At 74.2% G+C, this 24,606-nt stretch carries 1 protein-coding gene; it reads left to right on the top strand.

Going from position 1 to position 24,606, the window contains the following annotated elements; translation table 11 throughout:
• Nucleotides 1-2 precede the first annotated feature (2 nt).
• Complete coding sequence (locus SAM23877_RS41585; RefSeq protein ID WP_159042034.1) at nucleotides 3-24,467, top strand: type I polyketide synthase; 24,465 nt, start codon at nucleotides 3-5, stop codon at nucleotides 24,465-24,467.
• Nucleotides 24,468-24,606 lie beyond the last annotated feature (139 nt).

The raw sequence follows: 24,606 nt of genomic DNA on the forward strand, positions 1-24,606 counted from the left end.
CGATGAACACTCGTAGCGACAAGGCCGTCGAGGCCCTCCGAGCCTCGCTCAAGGAAGTCGACCGGCTCCGTCGGCAGAACCGGGAGATGCGGCAGGCGGCCCGGGAACCCATCGCCATCGTCGCGATGAGCTGCCGGCTGCCCGGCGGCGTCGGCGCACCCGAGGATCTGTGGCGGCTGCTCGCGGACGGCACCGACGCGATCGTCGACTTCCCCGACGACCGCGGCTGGACCCAGACCGTGGCCGAGACCGGTGGCTACACCCGACGCGGCGGGTTCGTCCCGGACGCCGCCGAGTTCGACGCGGCCCTGTTCGGGATCAACCCGCGCGAGGCGCTGGCGATGGACCCCCAGCAGCGGATGCTGCTGGAAGCGGCCTGGGAGGTCGCCGAACGGGCCGGCATCGACCCGCACTCGCTGGCCGGCAGCGACACCGGCGTCTTCGTCGGCGCCTCACCGTCCGGGTACGACACGGTGGGCCGGCTGCCCGAGTCCACCGTGGGCTACCAGCTGACCGGCAGCGCCGGCAGCGTACTGTCCGGTCGGCTGTCCTACGTGCTCGGTCTGGAGGGCCCGGCGGTCACCGTCGACACCGCCTGCTCCTCGTCGCTGGTCGCCCTCCACCTGGCGGTCCAGGCGTTGCGGCAGGGCGAGTGCGGCCGGGCGCTGGTCGGTGGCGTCGCCGTGATCACCACCCCGGCGGCGTTCACCGAGTTCGGCAAGCAGGGCGGCATGGCCTCCGACGGGCGGTGCAAGTCGTTCTCCGCCGAGGCCGACGGCACCGGCTGGAGCGAGGGGGTCGGCGTACTGCTCGTGGAACGCCTCTCCGACGCGCGCCGGAACGGCCACGACGTCCTCGCGGTCATCCGGGGCAGCGCGGTGAACCAGGACGGCGCGTCCAACGGTCTCACCGCGCCCAACGGCCCCTCCCAGCAGCGCGTCATCCGCCAGGCACTCGCCAACGCCCAGCTCACCACCGTCGACGTCGACGCGGTGGAGGCACACGGCACCGGCACGGCGCTCGGCGACCCGATCGAGCTGGAGGCGCTGCAGGACACCTACGGCAGGGACCGCACCGACGACCGCCCGCTGTGGCTCGGTTCGGCCAAGTCCAACCTCGGTCACACCCAGGCCGCTTCAGGTGTGGTCGGCGTCATCAAGAGCGTGCTGGCGCTGCGCAACGGCCTGCTGCCCCGCACCCTGCACGTCGCCGTCCCCACGCCCCACGTCGTGTGGGAGGGCCGCGGAGTCCGCCTGCTCGCCGACGCCCGCCCATGGCCCCGCACGGACGTGCCGCGGCGGATCGGCGTCTCCGCGTTCGGTGTCAGCGGCACCAACGCCCACCTGATCCTGGAGGAAGCACCGGCCCCGCTCCCCGGCGACGAGTCGGCGGGGGAACCGGCGGACGCCGGCGCCGGCCCGCTGCCGGGGCCGCTGCTCTGGCCGGTGTCCGCGCAGACGTCCGAGGCGCTGCGCGCACAGGCGGAGCGTCTCTCCGGCCGGCTGACGGACCACGCGGAGCATCCGGCCGATGTGGCATGGTCGCTGGCCACGACCCGGGCCGCGTTGACCCGGCGCGCCGTGGTGATCGGCACCGACGAGGCACAACTGCGCCACGGACTGGCGTCGTTGACCATCGGGCACCCGGCCGGCGGCGTCGTCACGGGAACGATCGACGAGGGCCGGACCGGGTTCCTCTTCACCGGCCAGGGCGCACAACGCGCCGGCATGGGGCGAGGACTGTACGAGTCGTTCCCGGTGTTCGCCGAGGCCTTCGACGCCGTGTGCGCGGAATTCGACCCGAGGCGTGACCGTCCGCTCAAGGACGTGGTGTTCGACGGCGGCACCGAGCTGGACCGGACCGCGTGGACGCAGGCCGGTCTGTTCGCCGTCGAGGTCGCGGCGTTCCGGCTGCTGGAGTCCTGGGGCGTCGCCCCGGACCTGCTGCTGGGCCACTCGATCGGTGAGGTGGCCGCCGCGCACTGCGCCGGCGTCCTCTCGCTGGCACACGCCTGTCGACTCGTCGAGGCGCGGGGCCGGCTGATGCAGGCGCTGCCCTCCGGCGGCGCGATGCTCGCGGTCGAGGCGACCGAGAGCGAGGTCGTCGAGATGATCGCCGGCCAGGCCGACATCGCCGCCGTCAACGGCCCCACGTCGGTGGTGGTCTCCGGCTCCGAGGAGACCCTCGACGCGCTGGCCACGCGCTGGACGGGGGAGGGGCGCCGTACCCGCCGGCTGACGGTCTCGCACGCGTTCCATTCCGCGCTGATGGAGCCCATGCTGGCCGAGTTCGCCACCGTGGTCGAGAAGCTGGACTTCGCCGATCCCGTCATCCCCGTGGTGTCCAACCTGACCGGCGAGGTGGCGGAGTCCGGCCTGCTGTCGGACCCGGGGTACTGGGTGCGGCAGGTGCGGCAGGCGGTCCGGTTCGCCGACGGGGTGGCACGGCTTCGGGAACAGGGCGTGTCCCGCTTCGTCGAGCTGGGCCCCGACGGGGTGCTCTGCGCCATGGCCCAGCAGACCGCCGCCGACGCCGTGTGCGCACCCCTGCTGCGCAGGGACCGGGACGACACCGCCACCGCGCTCACCGCACTGGCCCGGCTGTGGACCTCCGGCGCCGAGGTGGACTGGCGCTCACTGCTCCCCGCGGGCCGCAGGGTCGAGCTGCCGACGTACGCCTTCCAGCGCGAGCGCTACTGGCCCGAGGCGCTGCCCGACGCGGGCGCCGCCCAGCCGTCCACCTCACCGGACGAGGACCGGTTCTGGGAAGCGGTGGAACGGGCTGATCTCACCGGACTCACCGACACCCTCGGACTGCGCGACGACCCCGAGTCCCTGGCGAACCTCGTACCGGCGCTGTCGTCCTGGCGACGCTCCCTGCGCCAGGATTCCCTCCTGGATTCCTGGCGCTACCAGGCCCGATGGAAGCCGCTCACCCTCACCCCGGGCGGCTCCCTCACCGGGACCTGGCTGCTCGTCACCGCAGACGCCGGCGACGACGCCCAGCACGTGGCGAACGCCCTCCGTGCCTCCGGCGCGCGGGTCGTCGAACTCACCCTCACCGCGGCCGACGACCGAGCCGTCCTCACCGAGCGGCTCACCGCCGCCGCCCCGGACGGCGTCGTGGTCGTCGTGGGCGGCACGAGCCCACGACCGTCGCGACCCACCGACCTCGCCGCGCTGCTCCGCACCTACCAGGCCCTGGCCGACGCGGAGCCGGCCGCCCCGCTGTGGTGCCTGACCCGGGGCGCGGTGTCCACCGGCGACGGTGACCCGCTGCTCCACCCGGAGCAGGCACCGTTGTGGGGGCTCGGCCGGGTCGCGGCCCTGGAGCACCCCACCACCTGGGGCGGACTGGTCGACCTGCCGGCCCACGGCGACGACAGCACCGGCGACTTGCTGGCCGCGCTGCTCGGTGGCGGGGCCCGGGAGGACCAGGTCGCGCTCCGCGACGGGCAGGCGTACGGCCGCCGGATCGTACGGGCACCACTGCCGCGGGTTTCCGCACCCCGGTGGACGACCGACGGCACCGTACTGGTCACCGGTGGAACCGGAGGGCTCGGCGGTGAGGTGGCCCGATGGCTCGCCCGGCGCGGGGTGCCGCACCTGCTGCTGCTGAGCCGGCACGGCGCGGACGCACCCGGCGCCGACGAACTCCGCGCCGAGTTGCACGCGCTGGGTACCCAGGTGACCGTCGCCGGGTGCGACGTGGCCGACCGTGAGTCCCTGGCCGCCGTACTGGCCGCCGTACCCGCCGAGTTCCCGCTCACCGGTGTGGTGCACGCCGCCGGCGTCGGGACGCCGGGCCGGCTGCTGGACACCGACGAGACCGAGGTCGCCGAGGTGCTGCGCGCCAAGGTCACCGGCGCGGCCCTGCTCGACGAACTCACCGACGGACTGGACCTGTTCGTCGTCTTCTCCTCCATCGCCGCGACCTGGGGCAGCGGCGGCCAGGGCGCCTACGCGGCCGGGAACGCCTTCCTCGACGCGTTGGTGGAGCACCGCAGGCACCGAGGTCTGAGCGGAACCGCGATCGCCTGGGGGCCGTGGGCCGAGGTCGGCATGGCCGCCGACGACGAGGTCGCCGCGTTCCTGCGGCGCCGTGGCCTGTCGGTGATGGACCGTACGGTCGCTCTCCGGGCGCTCGCCTCGGCCGTCGACCATGACGAGACCACCGTGAGCGTCGCCGACGTCGACTGGAAGCTGTTCGCTCCGGCGTTCGTCTCCGCCCGCCCGAGCCCCCTGCTCGCCGAACTCCCCGACGCACGGGTCCCGGCCAGGGCGACCACCGACGCCGACACCCCGTCCACCGCACTGCGCGACGCGCTCGCCGCCGCCCCCGAAACCGAACGGCACCGGCTGCTCCTGGACGCGGTCCGCACGCACACCGCGCAGGTACTGGGGCATACGAACGTCGCCGTGGTGGAACCCCGGCGCGCCTTCCGCGACCTCGGATTCGACTCGCTCACCGCCGTCGAACTGCGCAACCTGCTCACCTCCGAGACCGGGCTGCCCCTGCCGACCACCCTGGTCTTCGACCACCCCACGCCGACCGCGCTCACCGACCACCTGCTCGGCAGGCTCTTCGGCGACACCTCCGCGGCCGCCGCCGCGCCCTCCCTCGACACCCCCGCCGCCGCCGACGAACCCATCGCGATCGTCGGCATGAGCTGCCGCTACCCCGGCGGAGCCAACTCGGCCGAGCAACTGTGGGACCTGGTGGCCTCGGGCCGCGACGTCGTCACGGACTTCCCCACCGACCGTGGCTGGCCCGAGGGCGGGGACGGCGACTACGCCCGCCGGGGCGGATTCGTCGACGGAGCGACGGAGTTCGACGCTGCGCTGTTCGGGATCTCGCCGCGTGAGGCGCTGGCGATGGACCCGCAGCAGCGGCTGCTGCTGGAAGCGTCCTGGGAGGCCTTCGAACACGCCGGCATCGACCCGCTCTCGCAGAACCACACCCGTACCGGCGTACTCATCGGCGCCGCGTCGTCCGGCTACGGCCTGGGCACCGACCTCTTCACCACCGCCGAAGGGCACGTGCTGGCGGGCGGATCGAACAGCGTGATCTCGGGCCGGGTGGCGTACTCGTTCGGCCTGGAAGGGCCCGCGGTGACGGTGGACACGGCGTGTTCGTCGTCGCTGGTGGCGGTGCACCTCGCGGTGCAGGCGCTGCGCAACGGCGAGTGCGACAGGGCACTGGCCGGCGGCGTGACGGTGATGGCGGCACCGAGCATCTTCGCCGAGTTCAACCGGCAGGGTGGGTTGGCGGGCGACGGGCGGTGCAAGGCGTTCGCGGGTGCGGCGGACGGTACCGGGTGGGCCGAGGGCGTGGGCGTGCTGGTGTTGGAGCGGTTGTCCGACGCGGTGCGCCGGGGGCATGAGGTGCTGGCGGTGGTGCGGGGGAGTGCCGTCAACCAGGACGGTGCGTCGAACGGTCTGACGGCTCCCAATGGTCCGTCGCAGGAGCGGGTGATCCGGCAGGCGTTGGCCAACGCGCGTCTTGAGGCGTCGGACGTGGACGTGGTGGAGGCGCACGGGACCGGGACCAGGCTGGGCGACCCGATCGAGGCGCAGGCGCTGCTCGCGACGTACGGACAGGGCCGGGACGAGGACCGTCCGTTGTGGCTGGGCTCGGTCAAGTCGAACATCGGGCACACACAGGCGGCCGCGGGGGTGGCGGGCGTCATCAAGATGGTGCAGGCGCTGCGCTCCGGCACGGTTCCGGCGACGCTGCATGTGGATGAGCCGACTCCGCACGTGGACTGGACGACCGGTGCCGTGCGGCTGGCGGTCGCGTCGCGGGCGTGGCCCGAGACGGGGCGTGCGCGTCGGGCGGGTGTGTCGTCGTTCGGGATGAGCGGCACCAACGCGCACGTGATCATCGAGCAGGCCGAGCCGGTGGCGGCCCCGACGCCGGAACCTTCGACCGGCTCCGCATGGGTGCCGTTGACCGTGTCGGCGAAGTCGGTCGTGGGCCTTGCCGCGCAGGCGGACCGGTTGCGGGAACTGGTCTCCGGTACGTCCGGACCCGACCTGGTCGACGTGGGCTGGTCGCTGTTGTCGCGGGCGGGGTTGGAGCACCGGGCGGTGGTGCTGGGCGCCGACCGTGAGAGCGCGGCCGAAGGCCTGAAGTCGGTAGCCGCCGGTGTGGCGTCCTCGGGCGTGGTGGCGGGTGGAGTGGTCCCCGGGGACGTGGTGTTCGTGTTTCCGGGTCAGGGGTCGCAGTGGGTGGGGATGGGGCGGGAGTTGGCTGGGTGGTCGGGGGTGTTCCGGGAGGCGTTGGCGGAGTGTGAGGCGGCGTTGGAGCCGTGGGTGGAGTGGTCGTTGTGGGAGGTGATCGAGCGTGGTGATGAGGGGTTGTTGGAGCGGGTGGATGTGGTGCAGCCGGTGTTGTGGGCGGTGATGGTGTCGTTGGCGCGGTTGTGGCGTGGGTGTGGGGTGGTGCCGTCTGCGGTGGTGGGTCATTCGCAGGGGGAGATCGCTGCGGCGGTGGTGGCGGGTGGTCTGTCGTTGGAGGACGGGGCGCGGGTGGTGGCGTTGCGGAGCCGGGCGATTCTGGCGCTGGCCGGTGGTGGGGGGATGGTGTCGGTTGCTGAGGGCCGGGGTGTGGTGGAGGAGTTGGTGGGTGGGTTCGGGGGGCGGTTGTCGGTGGCGGCGGTGAATGGTCCGGGGTCGACGGTGGTGTCGGGTGAGCCGGGGGCGTTGGAGGAGTTGCTGGGGTTGTGTGGGGTGCGGGGGGTGCGGGCGCGTCGGATTCCGGTGGATTACGCGTCGCATTCGGTGCAGGTGGAGGGGGTGCGGGAGCGGATTCTGGCGGAGTTGGCGGAGGTGGCGCCGGTGTCGTCGGGTGTTCCGTTGTATTCGACGGTGACGGGTGCTCCGATCGATACGGCGTCGATGGACGCGGGGTACTGGTTCGAGAATCTGCGTTCCACGGTGCGGTTCGAGGAGGTGACTCGTGGGCTGCTGGCCGATGGGCGGTCGGTGTTCGTGGAGTGCAGTCCTCATCCGGTGCTGGCGGTGGGTGTGGAGGAGACGGCTGAGGCGGCGGGTGTGGATGCCGTGGTGGTGGGTTCGCTGCGTCGTGGTGAGGGGGGTGAGGAGCGTTTCCTGACGGCCCTGGCCGAGGCGTGGGTGGCGGGTGCCGGGGTCGACTGGTCCTCCGTCGTACCGGCCGGACGCCGCGTGGAACTGCCGGCCTACGCCTTCCAACGTGAACGCTACTGGCCGCGCCCCGTGATGTCCGGTGACGTGTCCGCGGTGGGGCAACAGGGCCTGCACCACGCGATTCTGGGCGCGACCGTCGCCCTGCCGAGCGGCGGTGCGGTGCTGACGGGGCGGTTGTCGCCGTCGTCACACCCCTGGCTCCAGGACCACGCGGTGCGCGGCCAGGTACTGGTGCCCGGTACCGCGTTCGCGGAGCTGGCACTCCGCGCCGGTGACCAGGTGGGCAGTGGGTTCCTGCGGGAACTGGTGCTACAGACGCCGCTGGTGCTCTCCGACCGGGCCGGCGTCGCGCTCCAGGTCGGCATCGGTGCGCCCGACGATTCCGGTGACCGCTCCGTCGAGGTGTGCTCCCGCCCCTCCGACGACGCCGCCTGGGTGTGCCACGCGACCGGACTGCTCGGCGAGTCCGCCGCGGACGCGCCCACGGAGTCGACGACGTGGCCGCCGCCCGGCTCACGTCCCGTGGACCTGGCCGGCTTCTACGACGGACTCGCGGAGGCCGGGTACGGCTACGGTCCGGCGTTCCAGGGCCTACGGGCCGTGTGGCGCGACGGCGACACCGTCTTCGCCGAAGTGGAGTTGCCCGAGGCGGTCGACCCCGCGGGTTTCGGCATACACCCGGCATTGCTGGACGCGGCCCTGCACGCCGTCGCGGTCACCGACGCCGACGCCGACTCCGACGCCGACTCCGGCACCCGACTCCCCTTCGCCTGGCACGGCGTCACACTCCACGCCACCGAGGCGACCGTACTCCGCGTCGCCCTCACCGACACCCCCGACGGCCTCACCGTACGAGCCGTCGACCCCACCGGCGCACCCGTCGTCACCGTCGAGGCCCTCGTACTGCGCGACATCACCCCCGAGGCCCTGCGGCAGGTCGGCGAACAACGCCTGCGCGAGGCCCTGTTCGCCCTCGACTGGACCGTGCTGCCCGACCCCGGCAACGCCCCGCCCGACACCTCCGCATGGCTGCGCCTCGACCCCGACGGACCGACCCCGGCACACGACACGCCGCCGCCCCCCGTCGCGGTCCTCACCCTCCCCCAGCCCGCGCCCGACGCGGCCCTGTCGGCGGACACCGTCCACCTCACCACCCAGGACGTGCTCCGCACCGTCCAGAACTGGCTCGCCGACGACCGGTACCTCGACACCCGTCTGGTGGTCGTCACCCGCGGAGCCGTCCCCGCCGTGCCCGGCCAGTCGGTGACCGACCTCGCCGGAGCGTCGGTCTGGGGCCTGCTGCGTTCCGCGCAGTCCGAACACCCCGGCCGCATCGTCCTGCTGGACCGCGACCCCGCCGGCACCGACGGCGACGTCTGGCCGAACTGGGCCGTCGCCGACGACGAACCGCAGGTCGCGATACGCGACGGCCGGGCCCGCGCACCCCGTCTCGTCCGCCCGTCCGCCGCCGACGACGGCCTGCCCCTCCCCTCGGGACCCGCCGCCTGGCGACTGGACGTCACCGACGAGGGAACCCTCGACCACCTGGCGATGCTCCCCGCGCCCGACGCCGACGCCCCGCTGACCGCCGGTCAGGTGCGGGTGGCCGTACGCGCCGCCGGTGTCAACTTCCGCGACGTCCTGATCGCCCTCGGCATGTACCCGGACCGCGCGCAGATGGGCGCCGAGGCGGCCGGCGTCGTGACCGAGACCGGCCCCGGGGTGCACGACCTCGCCGTGGGCGACCGGGTGTTCGGCTTCTTCACCGGCGGAATCGCCTCCCGCGCGGTCACCGACCGGCGACTGCTGGCCCCCGTGCCCACCGGCTGGACCTTCGCCCAGGCGGCCGCCGTACCGGTCGTGTTCGCCACCGCGTACTACGGGCTGGTGGACGTGGCCCGCGCCCGGCCGGGCGAATCGGTGCTCGTGCACTCCGCCGCGGGCGGTGTCGGCATGGCAGCGGTACAACTCGGCCGCCACCTCGGCCTGGAGGTGTTCGGCACCGCCAAGCCCAGCAAATGGGGCACCCTGCGCGCCGCCGGCCTCGACGACGCGCACATCGCCTCCTCCCGGGACCTCGCGTTCGAGGAGCGCTTCCGCGCCACGAGCGACGGCCGGGGCGTGGACGTGGTGCTGAACTCACTCGCCGGCGAGTTCGTCGACGCGTCCCTGCGACTCCTCGGCGACGGCGGCCGGTTCGCCGACCTGAGCCGCACCGACCTCCGCGACGCCGCACAGGTCGCGGCCGACCACCCGGGCGTGCGCTACCAGGCGTTCAACCCCGCCGAGGCCGGCGCCGACCGGGTACGGGAGATACTCGGCGAGGTTCTCGACCTGTTCCACACCGGCGTACTGGAGCTGCTGCCGGTCACCGCCTGGGACGTACGGGACGCGGTGTCCGCCTTCCGGCACATCAGCCAGGCGCGGCACGTGGGCAAGAACGTGCTCACGGTCCCGACGCCGCTCGACCCCGACGGCACCGTCCTCATCACCGGCGGTACCGGCACGCTCGGCGGCCTGCTCGCCCGGCACCTGGTCACCGAACACGGAGCACGGAACATCCTGCTGCTCAGCCGTCGGGGCGCGGACGGCCCCGGCGCGACCGAGCTCCTCGCCGACCTGCACGCCATGGGTGCCCGGGCTACGGTCGTGGCCTGCGACGCCGCCGATCGGGCCGCGCTGGCCGACGTACTGACGGCGATTCCGGACCGGCATCCGCTGACCGGAGTGATACACGCGGCCGGCGTCCTCGACGACGGCGTCTTCGAGTCGATGACCCCGGAGCGGGTCGAGGCGGTGCTCCGCCCCAAGGTGGACGCCGCCGTCAATCTGCACGACCTCACCCTGGACACCGACCTCGCCCTGTTCGTGCTCTACTCCTCCGCCTCGGCCACCCTCGGCACCGGCGGCCAGGCCAACTACGCGGCCGCCAACAGCTTCCTCGACGCGCTCGCCTCCTACCGCCGCGCCCGTGGACTGCCCGCCCAGTCCCTCGGTTGGGGCCTCTGGCAGCAGGCCAGCACCATGACCGGCCACCTCCTCGACGACGCCACCCCGACCGGAGGCCGGACGGGCGCCACCCTGAGCACCGAGCAGGGCCTGGCACTGTTCGACGTCGCCTCCGCGACACACACCCCGCATCTGCTGCCCATCCCCCTCGACCTCGCCCGAGGCGGGGAGGTCCCCGCACTGCTGCGCGGCCTGATCCGCCCGGCCGGCCGACGCGCGGCCGGCCGACGCGCGGCCGGCCGGAACGAGGAGACCCACAACGTCCTCGCCACCCGGCTGCTCGGGCTGTCCGCCGCCGACCGGCGCGACCTCGTACTGGACCTCGTCCGAGGCAACGCCGCGACCGTGCTGGGCCACGCCCGGGCCGATGCCGTCGGCGCCCGCCAGGCCTTCCGCGACCTCGGCTTCGACTCGCTCACCGCGGTCGAACTCCGTAACCGGCTCAACACCGCGACCGGGCTCCGCCTCCCCGCCACCCTCGTCTTCGACCATCCGACCCCGACCGTGCTCGCCGAACACCTCAGCACCCGCCTGGGCGGCGAGCCCGCCCCCACCCCGGCCGCGCCCCCGACGACCGCCGCCGCGCCCGGCGAACCCATCGCGATCGTCGGCATGGCCTGCCGGCTCCCCGGCGGAGTCGCCTCGCCGGCCGATCTGTGGCCGCTGGTCAGCGAGGGCATGGACGCGACCTCCGGCTTCCCGGCCGACCGGGGCTGGCCGCTGGACATCGTCGGCGCCGAGGCGGCGCGCGGCGGATTCCTGGACGAGGCCACGGACTTCGACGCCGCCCTGTTCGGGATCTCGCCGCGCGAGGCCCTCGCCATGGATCCCCAGCAGCGGCTGCTGCTCGAAACCGCCTGGGAGGCGTTCGAGTCCGCCGGTATCGCCACCTCGGACGCCCACGGCTCCTCCACCGGCGTGTTCATCGGTGCCGCGCACGCGCAGTACGGCTACGGCATGCGACTGCCGGACAACGCGCTCGGCCATCTGATGACCGGCACCACGACCAGCGTGGCGTCCGGCCGGCTGGCGTACACCTTCGGCCTCGAGGGACCGGCCGTCACCGTCGACACCGCGTGCTCCTCGTCGCTGGTGGCACTGCACCTCGCCGTGCAGGCACTGCGCAACGGCGAGTGCGCGATGGCGCTCGCCGGCGGCGTGACCGTCCTCGCGACCCCGGGCGTGATCACCGAGTTCGACCGCCAGCGCGGCCTGGCCTCGGACGGACGCTGCAAGGCGTTCTCCGCCGCCGCGGACGGCACCGGTATGTCCGAGGGCGTCGGCCTGCTGCTGGTGGAGCGGTTGTCGGACGCGGAGCGGCTCGGCCACGAGGTACTGGCCGTGGTGCGGGGGAGCGCGGTCAACCAGGACGGCGCCTCCAACGGTCTCACGGCGCCGAACGGCCCCTCCCAGGAGCGGGTGATCCGTCAGGCGCTGGCGAACGCGCGGCTCGCGGCGTCGGAGGTCGACGCGGTCGAGGCGCACGGTACCGGCACCCGGCTCGGCGACCCGATCGAGGCGCAGGCGCTGCTGGCGACGTACGGACAGGGCCGGGACGAGGACCGTCCGCTGTGGCTGGGGTCGGTGAAGTCCAACATCGGACACACCCAGGCCGCCGCCGGCGTCGCGGGCGTCATCAAGATGGTGCTGGCGATGCGGAACGGGGTGTTGCCGCCCACGCTCCTGCACGCGGACGAGCCCACCCCGCACGTCGACTGGTCGGCCGGTGCGGTTGAACTGCTCACCGAGGCACGCCCCTGGCCGCTGTCCGACCGGCCCCACCGGGCCGGAGTGTCGTCGTTCGGCATCAGCGGCACCAACGCCCACGTCATCCTCGAAGCGGCGGGGCCCGCCCACTCCCACGCCACGCCCACGATCCCGTCCACGCCCGGCCCGGTCGGCTGGCTGGTCTCCGCGCATACCCCCGAGGGCCTGCGCGCCCAGGCGGAACGACTGGCGACCACCCTCTCCGCGGCGCGGGCCGAAGCGCACGACGTGGCCTGGTCGCTGGCCACCACCAGGACCGCGCTGGACCACCGGGCGGCGGTCGTCGGCGAAGGCCACGGCGAGCTGGTCGCGGGGCTGACCGCGTTGGCCTGCGGCGAACCCGCCGCGAACGTGGTCTCGGGCGCGGTCGCCGAGGGGCGCACGGCGTTCCTCTTCACCGGCCAGGGTGCGCAACGGGCCGGTATGGGGCGAGGGCTGTACGAGGCGTACCCGGTGTTCGCCGAGGCGTTCGACACGGTCTGCGCGGAACTGGACCGGAGGCTGGAACGCCCGGTGCGCGAGGCGGTCTTCGACGGCGTCGACCTCGATCGGACGGTCTGGACGCAGGCCGGGCTGTTCGCGGTCGAGGTCGCGGTGTTCCGGCTGCTGGAGTCCTGGGGTGTGGTCCCCGACGTACTGCTGGGGCACTCGATCGGTGAGATCGCCGCCGCCCACTGCGCGGGGGTGTTCTCGCTCGCCGACGCGTGTGCGCTCGTCGCCGCACGAGGCCGGCTGATGCAGGCGCTGCCCGCCGGCGGGGCGATGCTGGCGGTACGGGCGACCGAGGCGGAGGTGGTCGAGGACGTGCGGGGCCGACTGGACGTCGCCGCGGTGAACGGACCCTCGTCGGTGGTGGTCTCCGGTGACGCCGGGACGATCGACGAGTTCGCCGCGAAGTGGCGGGGAGAGGGGCGCAGAACCAGCCGGTTGACGGTGTCGCACGCCTTCCACTCGGCGTTGATGGAGCCCATGCTGGCGGACTTCGCCTCGGTCGCGGAGTCGGTGAGCTACTGCGCACCCCGCATCCCCCTGGTCGCCGCGACGGCGGGCGCGCAGCCGGCCACCCCCGAGTACTGGGTGCGCCAGGTACGCGAGACCGTCCGGTTCGCCGACGCCGTGACGGAGGTGACCGAACGCGGCGTCACCCGTTTCGTGGAGGTCGGCCCCGACGGCGTGCTCTGCGGAATGGCGCAGCAGACCGCCGCCGACGCCGTGTTCGCGCCGGTACTGCGCCGTGACCGGGACGAGCACGAGACCGCCCTGGCCGCGCTCGGTCGGCTGTGGGCCGCCGGCGCGGAGATCCACTGGCCGGCGGTGTTGCCCGCCGGCCGCCGGGTCGCGTTGCCGACGTACGCCTTCCAGCGGGAGCGGTACTGGCCGGAGCCGTCGACGGTGGCCGACCCGGCCGCCCCCGCCGACGCGGACGAGGCCCGGTTCTGGGCGGCCGTCGACCGCGCGGATCTGACCGAACTCGCCGACACCATCGGCCTGCCCGACGCCTCCGCCCCTCTGGACGCCCTGGTCCCCGCGCTCTCCCGGTGGCGGCGCTCCCGCCGCCAGGAGTCGGTGATCGGCTCCTGGCGCTACCGCGTCACCTGGACCCCGCTCCAGCACCTCACCAGCACGCCCGCCACCCTGTCCGGCACCTGGCTGGTCGCGGCCGCCCCGGCCGACGCCGAACCGGCCGCCCGTCTCGCCGAGGCACTCCGCGCGGCCGGAGCCGAGGTCGCCCCACTGGACCGCGAGGCCGACCGGCAGGGCGCCCACGCGTCCGCCACCGTCGCCGGAGTCGTCGCGCTGGCCCCGTCCAGCGACGCCGTCACCGAGTCGGTGGCGCTCCTTCGCCAGTTGGACGACGCGGAGCTGGACGCACCGGTGTGGATGCTCACCAGCGGGGCGGTGTCGATAGGCCGCTCCGATCCGCTGCGCGAGGTGGCCCAGGCGCAGGCCTGGGGACTCGGGCGGGTGGCGGCGCTGGAACAGCCGCGCCGCTGGGGCGGGCTGATCGACCTCCCGGCCGAGTTCGACGCCCGCGCCGCCCGCCTCCTGATATCCGTACTGGCCGGTGGCACGGGTGAGGACCAGGTCGCCGTACGTTCCTCCGGCGCGTACGGCCGCCGACTGGTCCGCGCCGCCGCCGGCGAACCGACCGGCACCCCGTACACGCCCTCCGGGACCGTCCTCGTCACCGGCGGCACCGGAGCCCTCGGCAAGCGGGTGGCCCGTTGGCTGGCCGAACGAGGAGCACCGCGCCTGGTGCTCCTGGGACGTCGGGGCGCCGACGCGCCGGGCACCACCGAGCTGGCCGCCGAACTGGCCGCTCACGGCTGCGAGGCGACCGTCGTTGCCTGCGACGTCACCGACCGCACGGCGCTGGCGGCCGTCCTGGACGCGATCCCCGAAGAGCACCCCCTGACCGGCGTCGTGCACGCGGCCGGCTTCGGACAGGCCGTACCCCTCGCCGACACCGACGAAGCCGAGATCACCCGCGTCCTGGACGGCAAGGTGACGGGCGCGGCTCATCTCGACGAGCTGACCCGTGAGACCGATCTGGACCTGTTCGTGGTCTTCTCCTCGATCGCGGCGACCTGGGGCAGCGGCGGGCAGGGCGTCTACGCGGCCGCCAACGCCCACCTCGACGCGCTCGTCGAGCAGCGGCGGGCGCACGGACGCAGCGGTACCTCCGTGGCCTGGGGACCCTGGGAGGGCGAAGGGATGGCCGCGCAGGGCGGGGCCGAGGAGTACCTGTACCGCCACGGCCTGGTCGCCATGGCACCGGACCTCGCCCTGCGCGCGCTGGAACGCGCGGTGGAACTCGACGAGAGCTGTGTGACCGTCGCCGACGTGGACTGGGAGCGGTTCGCCCCGGCCTTCACCTCCGGCCGGGACAGCGCTCTGCTCACCGAACTGACGGACGCAGCACAGGCGTTGGCACCGGCGACCGACGCCGCCGAGCGCGGCTCGACCTTCCGCGACGAACTGGTCGCGGCCCCCGAGAGCCGCCGCCACGGCATGCTGCTCGACCTGATCCGGGCCCGCGCGGCCGTCTCGCTCGGGCACGCCTCCGCGGAGGCGATCGACCCGGACCGGTCCTTCCGCGACGCCGGCTTCGACTCGCTCACGGCCATCGAGCTGCGCAACCTGCTCGGCGCGGACACCGGGCTGACCCTGCCCGCCACCCTGGTCTTCGACCACCCAAGCCCCACCGCACTGGCCGAGCACCTGTCCGCCGGACTCCTGGAGCGAACCGGCACGGACGCCGGCCCCACCGCCGTCGGCGCCGTCGACGAACCGATCGCGATCGTCGGGATGAGCGCCCGTTACCCGGGCGGGGTGCGCAACGCCGAGCAGCTGTGGGAGCTGGTCGCGCACGGTGCCGACGGCACCGCCGAGTTCCCGGCCGACCGCGAGTGGCCGAGCGACGTCGTGGCCGGAGCGGCCGCACGGGGCGGATTCGTGGACGGGGCGACGGAGTTCGACGCCGGTCTGTTCGGAATCAGCCCACGTGAGGCGCTCGCGATGGACCCCCAGCAGCGGCTGCTGCTCGAAGCCTCCTGGGAAGCGTTCGAGTCCGCCGGGCTGAATCCGCGCTCGCTGCGCGGCCGACCGGTCGGCGTCTTCGCCGGTGCTTCTTCCTCGGGGTACGGAGGCGCGGGCGACGACCTCGAAGGCGCCGGCGGGTACCTGCTGGCCGGCACCGCCAACAGCGTGATCTCCGGCCGGGTGGCGTACACCTTCGGTCTGGAGGGACCGGCGGTCACCGTCGACACCGCGTGCTCCTCGTCGCTGGTGGCGCTGCACTGGGCGGCGCAGGCGTTGCGCAACGGCGAGTGCGAGCTGGCGTTGGCCGGCGGTGTGACGGTCATGGTGTCGCCGGCGGCGTTCGCCGAGTTCGACCGGCAGGACGGACTGGCCTCCGACGGGCGCTGCAAGTCGTTCGCGGGCGGTGCGGACGGCACCGGCTGGGGCGAGGGCGTGGGTGTCCTGGTGCTGGAGCGACTCTCCGACGCTCGCCGCAACGGCCACGAGATCCTCGCGGTGGTGCGCGGCAGCGCGGTCAACCAGGACGGCGCGTCCAACGGACTGACCGCGCCCAACGGCCCGTCCCAGCAGCGGGTCATCCGCCAGGCGCTGGCCACCGCGGGCCTGGCTCCGGGCGAGGTCGACGTCGTCGAGGCACACGGCACCGGAACCCGCCTGGGCGATCCCATCGAGGCACAGGCCCTGTTGGCGACGTACGGACAGGGCCGGGACGAGGACCGCCCGCTCTGGCTGGGCTCGGTCAAGTCCAACATCGGCCACACCCAGGCGGCCTCGGGGGTGGCGGGCGTGATCAAGATGGTCATGGCCATGCGACACGGCGTACTCCCCGCGACCCTCCACGTGGACGAGCCGACCCCGCACGTCGACTGGTCCACCGGCGCGGTGAAGCTGCTCACCGACGCCCGACCCTGGACCGTCACCGACCGTCCGCGCCGGGCCGGGGTGTCGTCGTTCGGCATCAGCGGCACCAACGCGCACATCCTGCTGGAGAGCGCGCCGTCGTCCGACGACGAAGCGTCCGTACCCGCGCGTGCCCCGCGCCCACTGGGCTGGACGCTGTCCGCCAAGACCGCCGACGGTCTACGGGCCCAGGCCGCGCGACTGCGCGGGCTGGTGGCCGAGCGCCACATCGACCCGTACGACGTGGCCTGGTCGCTGGCCACCACCCGGGCGGCCCTGGATCACCGAGCGGTGGTCGTCGGCACCGACCGGGACGAACTCCTCGCCGGCCTCGCCGCGCTGGCCCGAGGCGGGACCGCCGCCCACACGCTGTCGGCGGAGGCGACGCGGGGGCGTACCGCGTTCCTGTTCACCGGCCAGGGGGCGCAGCGCGCGGGCATGGGACGTGGACTGTACGAGACCTTCCCGGTGTACGCGGACGCGTTCGACGCGGTCTGCGCCGAACTGGAACCGCACCTGGAGCACCCGGTGCGGGACGTGGTGTTCGACGGCACCGGCCTGGACCGGACGGTGTGGGCGCAGGCCGGGCTGTTCGCCGTGGAGGTCGCGGTGTTCCGGCTGCTGGAGTCCTGGGGCGTGGTCCCGGACGTGCTGCTCGGCCACTCGGTCGGCGAGCTGGCCGCGGCGCACTGCGCCGGGGTGTTCTCGCTGCCGGACGCGTGTCGGCTCGTGGCGGCACGCGGGCGGTTGATGCAGGCGCTGCCCGTCGGCGGGGCGATGCTCGCGGTGGAGGCGACCGAGGCCGAGGTCGTCGAGGTGATCGAGGGCCGGTTGGACGTCGCGGCGGTGAACGGCCCGTCGTCGGTGGTGGTGTCCGGCGCGGCCGAGACGGTCGAGGAGTTCGCCGCCCTCTGGCGCGACCAGGGGCGTCGTACGCGCCGGCTGACCGTGTCGCACGCGTTCCACTCGGTGCTGATGGAGCCGATGCTCACCGAGTTCGCCGCCGTGCTGGAGAAGACGGCCTTCGCCGAGCCCCGCATCCCCGTCGTGTCCGACCTGACCGGCCGGCCGGCCGAGCCCGGCCTCCTGTCCAGCCCGGACTACTGGGTACGACAGGTCCGCGAAGCCGTCCGGTTCGCCGACGGGGTCGAGTGGTTGCGGCGCGAGGGCGTGACCCGCCTGGTGGAGCTGGGCCCGGACGGGGTGCTGTGCGGGATGGCTCGACAGGCCGGCATCGACGCCGTGTGCGCCCCGGTCCTGCGAGCCGACCGGGACGACACCGTCACCGCGCTGCTCGCCCTGGCCCAGCTGTGGACCGACGGCGCGGACGCCGACTGGTCGACGACGGCACCCGGCGGTCGCCGGGTCGCCCTGCCCACCTACCCGTTCCAGCGCGACAGGTACTGGCCGCGTGCCACCGCCGCGGTCACGCGCCCGGCAGCCCATGCGACGGACTCCCGCTTCTGGGATGCGGTCGAGCACGAGGACATCGACGCGCTCGCCGACCTCCTGGACGACCCCCGGACTCTGGACCTGCTCGGAGCCGCGCTGCCGATGCTCTCCTCGTGGCGGCGGCAGCGGCGCAAGGAGTCCGCGATCGACTCATGGCGCTACCTCGCGACCTGGCGCCCGGTCGCCGACCTGCCCGCGCACCCGGCCCTGACCGGCCGCTGGCTGGTGGTCGTCCCGGAGTCCCAGCCGACCCCCGCCCCCGCCCGAGAGGTGTCCTCCGCACTGGTCGGCGCGGGCGCCGAGGCCGTGCGGCTCGTCCCCACCAGCTCGGACCGGGCGGCGCTCGCCGCCCGACTCGCCGCGGTGGGCCCGGTGAGCGGGGTGGTCTCACTCGCGGCCTGGGCGGACGACGAGACCCCGCGCCCCGGTCCGTCCGCCGGCCTTCGGCTGACCCTGAGCCTGCTCCAGGCGCTCGGCGACGCCGGGATCGACGCCCCCCTGTGGGCGTTGACCAGCGGCGCCGTCTCGGTCGGGCGGTCGGACGCGTCGCCCGCCGCGGTGTCGGCGCAGATCTGGGGACTCGGTCGGGTCGCGGCTCTGGAACAGCCGGACCGTTGGGGCGGGCTCCTCGACATCCCGTCCGTCCTGGACGCCAGAGCCGGAGCACGCCTCGCCGCCGTCCTCGGTGGCGACACCGGTGAGGACCAGGTGGCGGTACGCGCGGCCGGCGTGTACGGCCGTCGCCTGGTGCGCGCCGAGTCGGCCGGCAGCACCCCGTGGTCGCCGTCGCGGCCCGGTGCCGTGCTGGTGACCGGTGGCACCGGAGCGCTCGGCGCGGTGGTCGCCCGCTGGCTCGCCGACCGGGGCGTACCCCACGTCGTGCTGATGGGCCGACGGGGTACGCGGGCTCCGGGGGTGACCGGACTGGTCGGCGAACTGGCCGACGTCGGTACCCGTGTCACGGTCGAGACCGGCGACGTCACCGACCGCGTGGCGCTGGCCGGTGCACTGGAGCGGCTCCCGGCCGAGCACCCGCTGATCGGTGTGGTGCATGCCGCCGGGGTCCTGGACGACGGCACGCTCGACGCGCTCACCCCGGAACGCTTCGAGACGGTACTGGCCGCGAAGGTGTCCGGACTGGTCGCACTGGACGAGGTGACCGGGGGAGCGGAGCTGGAGTTCTTCGTGGCGTTCTCCTCGCTGGCCGGAACGGTGGGCAGTGCGGGACAGGGCAACTACGCCGCCGCCAACGCCTTCGTCGACGCGTGGATGCAGGGCCGCCGGGCCCGCGGGCTGCCCGGGGTCTCGATCGCCTGGGGCCCCTGGGCGCAGGACGGTATGGCGGCCGACGACCAGGCGGTCGCCGACCGGCTGCGGCGCGGTGGCCTGTCACCACTGGACCCGGAACTGGCCGTCGCGGCGTTGGCGGGGGCTCTGGTGCCCGGTGACCAGGACCCGGTCATCGCCGACATCGACTGGTCGCAGTTCGCGGCCGGGCTGACCGGCGCGCGCGCCAGCGCGTTGCTGACGGAACTGCCCGAAGCGGCGTCCGCCCGTACCCCGGCCACCGAGGCCGACCCGGCCACGGAGTTCCGGGCGGAGCTGACGGCGGCACCGGCGGCGCGGCGCGGCGCGATGCTGCTGGCGGCGGTCCGCTCGTGGGCGGCGACGGTACTGGGGCACGGCTCGGCGGAGGCGGTCGGTGCCGGCCAGGCGTTCCGGGACCTCGGCTTCGACTCGCTGGCGGCCGTGGAGTTCCGGAACCTGGCCGGCGTACGGACCGGGCTGCGGTTGCCCGCCTCCCTGGTCTTCGACCGGCCGACCCCGGCGGAGTTGGCGCGGTACCTGGGTGAGGAACTGTTCGGCGGCGAACCGGTGCCGGCACCGGCCGTCGTGGCCGCGACGCGAGCCGTCACCGCGGCGGACGAGCCGTTGGCGCTGGTCGGGATGGCGTGCCGGCTGCCCGGCGGTGTCGGTTCCCCCGACGAACTGTGGGACCTGCTCATCGGCGGGGTGGACGCCATGACGACGTTCCCCACCGACCGAGGCTGGGATCTCACCGCGCTCCCGGATTCCCCCACGCTGCGCGGCGGCTTCGTCGACGGCGTCGCGGAGTTCGACGCGGGGCTGTTCGGGATCAGCCCGCGCGAGGCGTTGGCGATGGACCCCCAGCAGCGGCTGCTCCTCGAGACGGTGTGGGAGACCTTCGAATCCGCCGGAGTGGACCCGCGCGCGGTACGCGGTCGTTCCGTCGGGATGTTCGTCGGCACCAACGGACAGGACTACCCGGTGGTGTTGGCCGGATCCGCCGACGAGGGCCTGGACGCCCACGCGGCCACCGGTAACGCGGCGGCGGTGCTGTCCGGCCGGGTCTCGTACGCCTTCGGCCTGGAAGGGCCGGCGGTCACCGTCGACACGGCGTGTTCGTCGTCGCTGGTGGCCCTTCACCTGGCCGCGCAGGCGCTGCGGCGCGGCGAGTGCGATCTGGCACTCGCCGGCGGTGTGTCGGTGATGTCCACCGAGGCGGCGTTCACCGAGTTCGCCCGGCAGGGCGGCCTGGCCGACGACGGCCGCTGCAAGGCCTTCTCGGCCGACGCCGACGGCACGGGCTGGGGCGAGGGCGTCGGCGTCCTGCTGGTGGAGCGGCTGGCGGACGCCCGCCGCAACGGGCACCGGGTCCTCGCGCTGGTACGGGGCAGCGCGGTCAACCAGGACGGCGCCTCCAACGGTCTGACGGCACCCAACGGCCCGTCCCAGCAGCGAGTCATCCGGCAGGCACTGGCGGACGCCCGGCTGTCGCCGTCGGAGGTCGACGCGGTCGAGGCACACGGTACGGGCACCAGACTCGGCGACCCGATCGAGGCGCAGGCGCTGCTGGCGACCTACGGCCAGGACCGGGACGCCGACCGGCCGCTGTGGCTCGGTTCGATCAAGTCGAACCTGGGCCACACCCAGGCGGCCGCCGGTGTCGCGGGCGTGATCAAGATGGTGCTGGCGCTGCGACACGGCACGCTGCCGCCGACGCTGCACGCCGACGAGCCCACGGAGCAGGTGGACTGGTCGGCCGGCGCGGTGGAGCTCCTGACTCGGGCACGACCGTGGCCCGAGGCGGACCGTCCGCGCCGGGCGGGCGTCTCCTCGTTCGGCATCAGCGGTACCAACGCCCACGTCATCCTGGAGGCCGAACCGGTCCCGGCGGACGAGGCGGCCCCGACCGATCGCCCGGGCGACGGGACGACACCGCCCTGGCTGGTGTCCGGCCGGTCCGCCACCGCGCTCGCCGCGCAGGCGGGGAGGTTGCACGAAGTCCTGTCCGCGCGGCCGGAGGTGGCCCCGGCGGACGTCGCCAGGTCTCTGCTGTCCCGAGCCGACCTCGAGCACCGTGCGGTGGTCATGGGCACCGGCTACGACGACCTGATGGCCGGCCTCGCCGCACTGGCCACCGGTGAACCGGCCGCCGGCCTGATCTCGGAGACGACCGGCGAGGGCCGCACGGCGTTCCTGTTCACCGGGCAGGGCGCGCAGCGGGCCGGTATGGGACGGGAGTTGTACGAGGCCTTCCCGGCCTACGCCGACGCCTTCGACGCGGTCTGTGCCGAGCTGGACCTGAAGCACGAACGCCCGCTGCGGGACGTGGTGTTCGACGGCGACGGACTGGACCGGACGGTGTGGGCCCAAGCCGGCCTGTTCGCCGTCGAGGTGGCGGTCTTCCGGCTGCTGGAGTCCTTCGGCGTGGTCCCCGACGTCCTGCTCGGCCACTCGATCGGGGAGATCGCCGCCGCTCACTGCGCGGGTGTCCTCTCGCTCGCGGACGCCTGCGAGCTCGTGGCGCAACGCGGCCGGTTGATGCAGGCACTGCCCGCCGGCGGCGCGATGCTCGCGGTCGAGGCGACCGAGGCCGAGATCCTCGACGCCGTGCGGAGCCGGCTGGACATCGCCGCGGTGAACGGCCCGTCCTCGCTCGTGGTCTCCGGTGTGACCGAGGTGGTCGAGGAGTTCGCGGCGCGGTGGTCGGCGGAGGGCCGCAGGACCAGCCGTCTCACGGTGTCGCACGCCTTCCACTCGGCCCTGATGGAGCCGATGCTGGCCGGGTTCGCGGAGGTCGTGGAGACGATGACCTTCGCCGAGCCCCGCGTCCCCGTGATCCCCGCGGCGGCCGGCGCGGACCTGACCACACCCGACTACTGGGTGAGGCAGGTACGCGAGACCGTCCGATTCGGCGACGGAGTGCGGCAGTTGACCGAACAGGGCGTCACCCGCTTCGTGGAACTGGGCCCGGACGGCGTGCTGTGCGCGATGGCGCGCGGGGCCGGCGTGACCGGCGCCTTCGCCCCGGTCCTGCGGCGGGACCGCGACGAGGTGCGTACGGTGTGGGAGGCGCTCGGCCGGATCTGGGCTGTGGGGGTCGACGTCGACTGGACGGCGGCGGTGCCCCCGCACGGCCGACGGATCGCACTGCCCACGTACGCGTTCCAGCGCGACCGGTACTGGCCGGAGCCGGCGACCGCGGCACCGGCACCGGCTCAGGCCCCGGTGGAGTCCCGGTTCTGGGCGGCGGTGGAACGCGAGGACGTGACCGAGGTCGCGAGCACCCTGCGGTTGGCCGCACGACCGGACGCGCTGGCGGAGGTTCTGCCGGCACTGTCGTCATGGCGTCGGCAGTCACGGCAGTACGCGGCGGTCGACGGCTGGCGCTACCGGGTGGAGTGGACACCGGTCGCGGTACCGGACGCCCCCCTGGACGGCACGTGGCTCCTGGTCACCGAGGCGGGCGACGAGTACGGCGTCGGCGTCGGGGAGGCACTCCGCGGGTCCGGCGCCCACGTCGTACCCCTGCCGGTCGACGCGACCCACCCCGACCGGCACGAGCTGGCCGCACGACTCGGCGCGCTGGTGGGCGACTTCCGCGGAGTCGTCCACCCGGCGGGCCGCCGGGCCGACCTGGCGGTGGCCCTCACACTCGTCCAGGCCCTCGGCGACGCCGGGTGGACCGCTCCGCTGTGGACCCTGACCCGCGGCGCCGTCGCGGTCGACGCGGCGGACCGGGTCACCCGGGCCGAGCACGCGCGGGTGTGGGGCTTCGGGCAGGCCGTGGCGCTCGAACACCCGCACCGTTGGGGCGGCCTGGTCGATCTGTCCTCGGACGGGGACCAGGACCTGACCCGGCTGGCCGCCGTGCTGCGCGGTGACACGGGGGAGGACCAACTCGCCCTGCGTGAGGGCCGGTTCCTCGCCCGTCGCCTCGTCCGGGCGGACCGACCGGACTGGGTCGCCGAGGCCTGGACGCCGTCTCGGCCGGGCACCGTGCTGGTCACCGGCGGCACCGGCGCACTGGGCGCCTCGGTCGCGCGGTGGCTCGCCGAACGCGGGGTGTCGCATCTGCTGCTCACCGGCCGTCGCGGTGCGCGGGCACCGGGAGCCGACGAGCTGCTCGCCGAGCTGAGGGCCCTGGGTGCGGAGGCCACGGTCGCCTCCTGCGACGTCACCGACCGGGAGGCCCTGGCCGAACTGCTCTCCGCCGTACCGGCCGATCGGCCCCTGCTCGGCGTGGTCCACGCCGCCGGCGTCGCTCAGTCCGGCCCGGTGGAGACCACCCGGCTCGCGGACATCGCGGAGATCACCGACGGCAAGGTGCTCGGCGCGGCCCATCTGGACCAGCTCACCAGGGACGCCGATCTGGAGCTGTTCGTGCTCTTCTCGTCCATCGCCGCCACCTGGGGCAGCGGCGGTCAGGCACTCTACGCGGCCGGCAACGCCTATCTGGACGCGCTCGCCCAGCGCCGCGCGGACCGGAAACTGGCCGCCCTCTCGGTGGCCTGGGGCCCGTGGGCCGGCGCCGGTATGGCGGTGTCCCAAGAGGCGGAGCAGTTCCTGCGCCGTCGCGGCCTCACACCGCTCGACCCGGCCCTGGCGGTCGCCGCGCTGGCACAGGCGGTCGAGGACGGCGAGACGAACGTGACCGTCGCCGACGTGGACTGGACCCGGTTCACCCCGGCGTTCACCTCCGGCAGGCCGAGTCCGCTGCTGCGCGAACTGCCCGAGGCGACCGGCGCGGTGGCGTCGACCGGGACACCCACCGAGGAGGAAGCCGACACCGGGCTGCGGGCCCGACTCGCCACGCTGAGCACCGCTGAGCGACTGGCCGAACTGACGGAGCTGATCAGAGGGGCGCTGGTCGTCGTGCTCCGCTACGACGCGCACGAGCAGATCGACGGTGCCCGCCCCTTCCGGGACCTCGGTTTCGACTCGCTGACCGCCGTCGAGTTCCGGGATGTGCTGGCACGCGAGTGCGGTACGCCGCTCCCGTCGACGATCGTCTTCGACTACCCGACGCCGGCCGCCCTCGTCGACCATCTGCACGCCACACTGCCCGGCGCCGATCCGGTCACCGACATCGGGCCACTCATCGGGGCACTGGACAGCCTGGAGGCGGCGATGGCCGACTCGCCGCCGGACGGACTGTCCAGAGCACGGGTTACCGTCCGCTTGCAGGCATTCCTCGACAAGTGGACCGCCGACCGACCGGCCGCCGCGGACAGTGCCGAGACCGATCTCGTCCAGGCCGCCGACGACGATGAGCTGATCAGCCTGATCCGCGACCAGCTCGGGGACGGGGCGCTCGACTGATCCGAGACGGACGGCACAGCGACCCGAACCGCGCGTCAGCGGTGAGGAGCCGGCCTGGCGCCGGGCACGGGAGCACCGGGCCCAGGAGCGCCAGGCCAGGGGAGGGCCGCCGCCCGGGCGGCCGACGAGCACGTGCCCG

Origin of the sequence: Streptomyces ambofaciens ATCC 23877 (assembly GCF_001267885.1) — a bacterium.
Lineage (GTDB): Bacteria > Actinomycetota > Actinomycetes > Streptomycetales > Streptomycetaceae > Streptomyces > Streptomyces ambofaciens.